This is a genomic window from Xenorhabdus sp. IM139775, from assembly GCF_028598745.1.
Classification (GTDB): Bacteria; Pseudomonadota; Gammaproteobacteria; order Enterobacterales; family Enterobacteriaceae; genus Xenorhabdus.
The window spans coordinates 1-8560 of the sequence record NZ_JAQRFK010000102.1 but is presented as its reverse complement, the minus strand read 5'-3'; the positions used below and the strand labels follow the sequence as shown (position 1 = coordinate 8560).

General features: G+C 34.1%; 10 protein-coding genes. 1 reads left to right on the top strand and 9 read right to left on the bottom strand.

Annotated elements, in window-relative coordinates; translation table 11 throughout:
• The first annotated feature begins 47 nt into the window (after window positions 1–47).
• Entirely contained in the window at window positions 48–869 is an 822-nt protein-coding gene (locus tag PSI17_RS15290; RefSeq protein WP_273552798.1) for an AraC family transcriptional regulator, read from the top strand.
• A gap of 45 nt (window positions 870–914) precedes the next feature.
• Here the strand turns inward: PSI17_RS15290 and PSI17_RS15285 are convergent, their stop codons facing one another.
• The 9 genes from PSI17_RS15285 to PSI17_RS15245 form a co-directional block, all read right to left on the bottom strand.
• Window positions 915–1505, bottom strand: a complete 591-nt coding sequence (locus PSI17_RS15285) for a LysE family translocator (protein ID WP_273552797.1) — start codon at window positions 1503–1505, stop codon at window positions 915–917.
• Window positions 1506–1519: 14 nt separating this feature from the next.
• Window positions 1520–2284 carry a thioesterase II family protein gene (locus tag PSI17_RS15280; protein ID WP_273552796.1) on the bottom strand — a complete coding sequence of 255 codons (765 nt, stop codon included), beginning with the start codon at window positions 2282–2284 and terminating at the stop codon, window positions 1520–1522.
• Window positions 2284–2679, bottom strand: coding sequence for a cupin domain-containing protein (locus PSI17_RS15275; RefSeq protein ID WP_273552795.1), 396 nt, complete (start codon window positions 2677–2679; stop codon window positions 2284–2286). Before PSI17_RS15275 ends, PSI17_RS15280 begins: the two co-directional genes overlap by 1 nt.
• Before the next feature lie 12 nt (window positions 2680–2691).
• The gene (locus PSI17_RS15270; protein WP_273552794.1) at window positions 2692–3303 is read right to left on the bottom strand and encodes a LysE family translocator; all 612 of its coding nucleotides are present in this window, start codon (window positions 3301–3303) and stop codon (window positions 2692–2694) included.
• A gap of 94 nt (window positions 3304–3397) precedes the next feature.
• Window positions 3398–3604 carry a phosphopantetheine-binding protein gene (locus tag PSI17_RS15265; RefSeq protein WP_273552793.1) on the bottom strand — a complete coding sequence of 69 codons (207 nt, stop codon included), beginning with the start codon at window positions 3602–3604 and terminating at the stop codon, window positions 3398–3400.
• 19 nt (window positions 3605–3623) lie between these two features.
• Window positions 3624–4556: a chlorinating enzyme gene (locus tag PSI17_RS15260; protein ID WP_273552792.1), complete on the bottom strand. Its 933-nt coding sequence runs from the start codon at window positions 4554–4556 to the stop codon at window positions 3624–3626.
• A gap of 31 nt (window positions 4557–4587) precedes the next feature.
• Window positions 4588–6141, bottom strand: a complete 1554-nt coding sequence (locus PSI17_RS15255) for an amino acid adenylation domain-containing protein (RefSeq protein ID WP_273552791.1) — start codon at window positions 6139–6141, stop codon at window positions 4588–4590.
• Window positions 6142–6174: 33 nt separating this feature from the next.
• Window positions 6175–7176 (bottom strand): 4-hydroxy-2-oxovalerate aldolase, encoded by a 1002-nt coding sequence (dmpG, locus tag PSI17_RS15250; protein ID WP_273552790.1) that lies wholly within the window; start codon window positions 7174–7176, stop codon window positions 6175–6177.
• Window positions 7173–8063: an acetaldehyde dehydrogenase (acetylating) gene (locus PSI17_RS15245; RefSeq protein ID WP_273552789.1), complete on the bottom strand. Its 891-nt coding sequence runs from the start codon at window positions 8061–8063 to the stop codon at window positions 7173–7175. Before PSI17_RS15245 ends, dmpG begins: the two co-directional genes overlap by 4 nt.
• Between the last annotated feature and the right edge of the window lie 497 nt (window positions 8064–8560).

The following is an 8560-nucleotide window of genomic DNA, read 5'->3' as shown; positions in this document are numbered from 1 at the left end:
ATAAAAAATAGTAATTATTTACAATGCAATTTTCATATGGAGTCCATATGCATGAATTGGCTACATCGCGGGATTGGGTATACAGGGCACCTGAGACTAGAAAAGTTGAAAGGATAGAAGCTTATTTTTTAAATCATGGTTATGATCCGCACAGACACGACACTTACGCTATTGGAAAAACCTTATTTGGAGTTCAAAGTTTTCACTATCGTGGCAACATGCAACACAGCCTTCCTGGCAACACTATTGTGTTACACCCTGACGAAGTTCATGATGGTGAGGCTGGGACGACTGCTGGCTTCCATTACAAAATGATGTATATAAAACCATCAATGATACAAGAAATAATAAAAGGAAAGCCATTACCATTTATAAAAAATGGCATAACCAATGATCCCAATATTTTTAAGGCAATGAACGCACTGCTACAAAATATGGATTGTAGAATAGACCCTATGGAGGAAGATGATGCTCTTTATGATTTAGCTATTTCATTAGTTGAAGCAAGCGGAATGACTTTAAATAGAAAGGGGAATTTTGACTATTTCGCTGCTGAAAGAGCGAGAGAGTATATTCATTCAAATTTAGATAAAAATATAACATTAGACGAACTTGAGCGAAACGCAAATCGTGATCGCTGGAGCCTTTCGAGAGATTTCAGGTTACTATTCGGGACAAGTCCCCATCGCTATATGATAATGCGCAGGTTAGATATAGTAAAATCTTGTTTAATTGTTGGAGAATCCATTACTGAGGCTGCATTGATCGCAGGTTTTTTCGATCAGAGTCATATGGCAAGACATTTTACAAAAGCGTTTGGGTTAACACCAGCACATTGGAGAAATATAAACAAAACAAAGAATATTTAAATAAAATAACTTGCGCCCTTTATTTAACAGGGCGCTTTAGAGTAATTACGAGAATATAGATAAAAATAAAACACAAGAGAATGCTATAAGAATGACGGCAAGAATTTTATATATTATTAATAATGAATTTTCAGATGGGTTTCTTCTTATTAATCCACCTAATGAAATCCATAATAAACCGATGGGAATCAATAGAATAGTAAATATTAGTGTAAAAAAAATAAATTCATTTATATTATCAAATGAACTTGTCGGTATAAATAAACTAACAAATAAAAGAGCTTTTGGGTTTAGCGATGAGGCTAATACCATCTGTGGAAATGAGATATTATCTTCATAATATGAGTTCCGACCATATGACCATACCTTAGTTGCCAAATAAAATATATAAAATGAGCATAATGCCTTGATTATTGATTGAATCCAAAACACACCTACAGGAATAGTAGATAGAGATAATCCCCACACTCCGATTGCTGCAGTATAACCACAAGCTTCAGCAATAATTAAAGGCAATGCTTTAACAACACCGTTCTTCAACCCTGAAACCAATAGCAATGTATTAGTTGGCCCAGGAATTAAAAGAACAAAACCAATTCCTGTTACCATTGTTAAAATAGAATTTAATGACATCATGTTCAGAGCCATATCTAATTTAATCTTCCCTTCTCAAATGAAACAATATCATTCAATAACTCATGAAATTTAACGGGGTGTTCATTCATGAAAAAATGCCCTCCGGGCAAAATGAAAGACTTAAATTCACCACTTGTACACCTCTTCCATCCTTGCAATTCATTAATTGAAACGGAAGGGTCAGTATCCCCGCCAATAGCATAGATAGGGGTATTCACCATTTGATCTTTAGGCTCAATAATGCTCGAAGATAACATAAAATCGCTACGCAGTAGTTTTAAAGCCATTGTGCGAAGTTCAGGATCATTAAAGGTGGAACGTGAAATACCTCCTAAAGTAATAATATATTCAATGAATTCTTCCTGAGATAAATGAGTAAAATATTCATTATCAATTTTTTTGTTCGGAGAGGTTCTAGCGCAACATATTAGAGATAATATTTTATTATCTCTGACAATTTTTGAACATTCTACTACAGTTTTATATGCTAATGCTGCACCTAAGCTATATCCGAAAAAGATAGAAGGGCAATTAAGTAATGGTAATAATTCTGGTAATAAATCATTGACTAAAACATCTGCATCTAAGCATGGTTCTTCACCATATCGACTCTCTCGCCCAGGTAAGTGAACTGGGCAAATCTCAACCTCTGAACCAAAAATTTCGTGCCACAAACGATATGATGAAGCACCTCCACCTCCGAATGGAAAACAAATAATTCGAAGTCGAGCTTTTTTAACATCACCGAAATGTGAAATCCATTTTTTTTTCTGCATCATTATCTTGCACTATCCTTTGTTGATGAAAAATAATCATTCCCTGTCGGAAGCTTCCAATCCTCACGTGTTGGGGTAAAAATATCGAAGTCAATAGTATCTTCAAGACATATTGCATTATGTGGAATATCGGCTGGTAGATGCAAAACATCACCAGATTTTAGGTCAACCACCTGCTCTAAGTCTTCACCATATTGAAATCGAATGTGTCCAGTTAATATCCATGTAATTTGTTCATTTGGATGTGAATGTGTTTGAACAGAAGCCCCGGATTTCATATAGAGTTTGGCAATAGTCAATTTGTCACCATGAATAACTTGTCTTTCTATAGATTCTGAAACATTCTCTTTTGGTATATCATCCCAATTAACCAAGCAGCTTTTAAATATGGAGGACATGGTGTACACACCTTATATTAAGTTAATGCCGATAAAAAAATCATATGTCATAAAAATAGCAGCAATAGCCAGCATAGCTCCCATTACTTTATTTAGAAGATTAAGCCATGAATCATTTTTTATCTGTTTACCAATAACTGACCCAAAGAATGAGTAAAGCCCAGGTGCGCCTGCTCCACCAATTGAAATCAATATTGATACCAAAAGTATCATTGACCCTGTAACATGAGCAGCAGGATACATAATAGTAGTGACGGGCAATACTACAAGTATACCTTTAGGATTTAACGCTTGAATTAAAAAACCATTCCAAAACGTAAGATTTTTATCAGATACAGTACTTCCCTCTCCTTTGTTCAACTGTATGTTAGATGTTACCATTTTAAATGAAAGATAAAATGTATATAAAGCCCCAAGTAATGAAATATAAGGAAGGTACTTATGAGATATGATAGCTTCTCCTGCATATCCTAACAATATAAATAACGTAAACATTGCGCAGCCTACACCAATAAAAAAACCAATCGTTTTTTTAAACTGACCAGTTAAACCAGCATTCATGCCCATAAAGTTAACAGGACCAGGGCTATACATTACACCAAGAGTATAAAGAAATATTTCCATAAAACCTCTCTAACCTAATAAATAAAAAATATAACTCTTCAGCCGAATTGCAACTTGTATGCTTGTTTAACATGACAAGCTGCAATTTATCGCATTATTTGATGTGGTTATATAAGCTTTCCACTGTCAAATACCTAAATAAACTATCTATCGATACATCTAAATCCAACTCTGATATAAACCTTTTTCTAATCTTCGTCATAATTAAAGAATGTCCCCCAACATCATAAAAATCATCTTGCTCTGATAGTCCTGGATAATTGAGTTCTTCCGAATATATTTTCTTAATTTTATCTTTCATTATTTAACCTTTTATTAAATTAAAATTTGACACCACGATTATTAGTAGTTCTGATTTTGTTGTGTTCATATCGATCTTCACCACTGACTAAAACTGTTGCATAGTTTTCAAGATTGAACGTTTCACCGTGTGCATTATAAGAATCTAGATTTGGATAAACTCTGACATGTGTAGGCACATATCGGCCAGAAATTGCGAAACGAGTTTCCCTGTCAGTAATATTAGGATGAGATGCATGAGCACATGATGCTGTAAAAATAACGCATTCACCTGCATTAAGCTCCATATCAACGGGGTTAGCACCCTCTGGATCCCAAGATGGATCAACCTTAAATTCAGAGAAATCATAACCGAAGAAACCTGTATCTGTTTCCATATGGTTATAGTTACCTAAACGACCAGTTTGTACATTTTTTTTCTCATCATAATAATATTTATAATGAGAACCAGGCAAAAAGCGCATGCAAGCAGTTTCAATTTTTGCTGGAGTAAATGCAGTCCAAACTGTTAAATCAATAAATGCATTCCAACTAGTTTCTGTAGGTACAATTAACGGATTACCATCAGTATAGCTATAGTCACGAACTTGGTGCCATTCAGTTCCAGTTGCGCCGGGGAACTTTGCAAACCATTCAGAACGCCAACAAAGAAGATCTGGACCAAGAATAGCTTTTAAATATTTAGCAATTGTTGGGTGCATTATATGCTTTGATAGCTCAGGAATATCAAAATGCCGATCATAATTCATATTGTTGTCGTACAAAATATGGGAGCGATCATGGTTAGCCAATCTGAGTGCTCGTAGAATTTCTCCTGCTTCTTCCGGTTCATAAAGTTTTATTGGTCCAATAAAGCCATTTTTTTCAAATTTAATAATATCATCTTTAATATCATCTGGGATTTCTGCATTTTTAGCCAAACCAGTTGTTGAGTCAAAACTATTAGTCTTCATTATATATATCTCTCTATTGTTTGGATTTGTATTAATCTAAAGTTATTAAATTCAATAATGCACTTCTATTTACTTTTCCATTTGTAGTCAAAGGAAATGAATCAACCCATTGGAATTTGTTTGGAATCATATGCTTTGGTAATTTATTAATGATGCTGTTTTTTATTTTTTTTATTTCTGGTCTTGAGTATTCATCTATATCTGTATAAAGAAAAATGCACAGTCTTGTATCCGATTCAGTCTCATCATATGGAACGACGATGGCTTCTTTAATTTCATTATTACTTGATTTAACGATACTTTCAATGTCTGATAAATTTGTAAGGATACCTCTTATTTTTATCTGGTTATCTTTCCTACCAATACAAATAATTTCTCTATCATTTCTCACTCTTGCATAATCTCCAGTGCGATATGCATTAATGGATTTTGAGCCAACTTTAATTTTTATAAATCTTTCTGAGTTTAACTCGCTATTATTTATGTAACCAGCACCAATGCTATCCCCAGTAATTACCAACTCGCCAGCTTCGCCAATATTAACTGGGTTTAGCTCTTCGTTTAAAACATGAATATTACAATTAGATACTGTTTCACCTAAAGGGATTCCGTTATCCAAATAAGAGCTAAAATCATTCATAGTATATGATGTTGCAACATCGGTACATTCTGCAACACCATACTGGTGAATGAAATGGCAAATTCGACTTTCATTTAAAGCCCAATTTGAAATTCTAGGAACGGAGAGAGCTTCTCCTCCAATAAATAGATATCGTAAAGATGGCAAACTATTAACATCCTCCCAATTTTCGATAATGGAATAAAGAGAGCTTGGAGCAAGATGTAATGTTTTTGCATGGTGCTTATTAATCAATTCACCTATTAATATAGGATCGAAGTGTTTACTTTCACTAATAATAAGAGTTGATCCTATATAGAGTGAGGATAACATGCTTCGCTGAGAAATATCAAATCCAAATGAACTGACTAATACATTATTAGATTCGCTATCTAATTTGTATTTCTCCTTAAACCAATTTAAAAGATTTGACCAACCTTTATGCTTTACAGCAACAGCCTTAGGTATACCAGTTGTTCCTGATGTAAATACAATATAACATATTTTGCTCTCATCTATATTGATATCTGGGTTTTTATTAGAGCAATTTTTAATATGGTTAAAGAAATCATCTGTCAATGTGATTTGTTTTTTATCTGAACTAAAGTAGTCATGCGTTTCTGGGTTCGTAATAATATACTTTAAATTATCCAGTTGATTACTAATAAGCATTAACCTTTCAGATGGACTCATAGGGTCGAAAGGAACATATGCTGCACCGATTTTTAATATGGCAAGAATGCATACTAACGTATTTATACAAGGATAAAAACAAATTCCAATACTATCACCTTTTTCTACACCTAAGGCTAGTAGGTGATGGGACAATTTATTGGATAATTCATTTAATTCTATATAAGAGATAGCTTCATTACCCTGTATGACTGCATTCCTATGTGGTGTCTTAAGTGCTTGCTCTTCAAACATCAAATGAACTAATTTTGCTTGAAACGAATCTGTAGTCATTATAATTCTCCTCATTCAGTTTTCAGATAGAGATTAGTATTTAATGTTTGAGAGTTTCATTGCCTCTTCTAAGATTATATCTTCCTGTCCTGCAATTAACTTTCTCCCTGATAAAGAACGATATAAATCAAATTCGTTTACGTTAAATTCTTTGGCTGCACGTTGAACATGGGGTACATAACCTGAGAATAATCCATATAATCCACTTGCGATATTCGAAAATTTAATATGAGGTGTTTCATGAGATATAATTTTAATTGCATCAAGTAATGTTTTAGTAATTATTTCAAATGAGGTGTTTATATCAAAATGATAACGCTCCAAAACAGCAATTAAGTTTTCAAGCTGTGTATTACCAGCTCCTGCGCCAAATCCCATAATACAAGCATCAAGAATAGATGCTCCCTCTTCAGCTGCTACTAAAGAGTTTGCTATAGCCAGGCCTAAATTATTATGAGCATGAAAACCAACTTGTACATTTAAATGATTAACTAATGCCTTAATTCTTTCTCTGACCATTGTCGGAATATAATACCCAGCACTGTCCATCAAAATAATTCCATCGGCTCCGTACTTTTCCATTAAAGAAGCCTGTTCGATAAGAGTTTCGGTGGTGGCCATGTGGGACATCATTAAAACGCCAAAAACCAGTTTGTTATTACTCTTCCCCTGTTCTATATAACGCAATGTGGTATTTGCTTCAGTACAATGACTAGCAATTCTTAGGACATCTACTCCTACCGATACAGCATCATTTATATCAGATGACTTCCCAAAACCAGGAATAAAATGAATCCCTAACAGGGTTTTTTTTAGCTGGCTACGTGCTGCAGCTAACATATCAATATCGCATACTGCTGAGTGACCAAGTAAACTTGATGAAGCCCCTAAACCATTACCATGGCCAACTTCTACTATATCTAGATGAGATTCTTCAGCTTTCCTTGCATATGCTTTTATCTGCTCAGTTGTCAACTGATGACGTACAGCATGGTTGCCATCGCGTAAAGTGGAGTCACTGATTAATATCTTCATAAGCCGATCTCATTTCTTAAGTTGAGTTTATATTCTGCAACAGAAATAGCTGCACAATTGATAATGTCTAAATTACCTGCGTAAGACGGTAAATAATCACCACTACCTCTGACACTAACATTAATTATAATTTCATCATTACGAATTATTGGTTCGTACTCCAACTGATAGCCCGGTACATAAGATTGGATAACCTTTATTATAGTTTTTATTTCTTCACTTAATTTTGAAAAACAATCATATTTTGCTTTTACATACAAAGTTGTTTGCATGTATATCTCTGGTTTTGCTGGATTAATATTCAATATGGTTTTAACTTTTTGTGCGCCTGAGAATTTTTTTAATGCCCACTCTGTTGTTGTTATATACTCATCAATATTCTGTCTTGTGGCAAGGCCCGCACTTTTGGCAGCAATCGTAGATACGACTTCTATATAATCAATATATTGAGAAAATTTTGATATTGTCCAAGCTATAGGTAAGCTGGACTGTCCTCCACAAGTAATTAGATTTACGTTTTGTGCGTTTTTAGTTTCATTTAAATTAATTGCTGGAACGCATAATTTTCCTATTTTTGCCGGGGTTAAATCTATTGCAAATTTTTTATATTCTGAAAATGTTTTGTTGTGGTAACTATGAGAAATAGCTGATGTTGCATCAAATATTAAATCAAAGTGATCAATATTTTCCTTTATAAATTCAATTCCATCACATGAAACCTCAATACCTTCGTTTCGAGCTATTTTTATTCCTTCGCTATTCTTATTCCTTCCAACAACGAATGCAATTTCAAATTTGTTATGTTTTTTTATTTTATACATTAGATCCAACCCAATACTACCGGGACCGACTATTGCTATCCTTGGTTTTTTCGTTTCTTTACTCATCAAATTGGACATCCTTTAAAAAACTCAAATAACCCATTGTCTTTAATAAATTATTTACATTGGGAGTAATTCATTTTTTATCATGTTAAAACTCTTTTTTTTATGTGTATTGTATGTTTGTGCAAGGTTTCTCAATTGTTATCGAATATTCTGATCTAACGTGGACACAGATTCCGAATGATAACTTCGGGATGGAGAGTTGACGCATTGTTCAGCTGATGCGTATCCGGCACTTTGCTTTAATTAAGTTTCGTTCACCCGACGGAGCTTGCCGCCATGTTAAGAACTGCTGTGGTTCAATGATTTTGGTCACCGTCATAGAGGTGATACTCTCACTTCAACGATTCAACTGGTGACATAATGAAAAAAAGTTTTAGCCCCGAATTCAAATTAGAGTCAGCTCAGTTGGTGCTTGACCAAAACTACAGCATTGCCGAAGCCGCTAGTGGTACATACTTTAATTAGTAGCCTTATACTGTTTTCCCACGGTAAAGCCA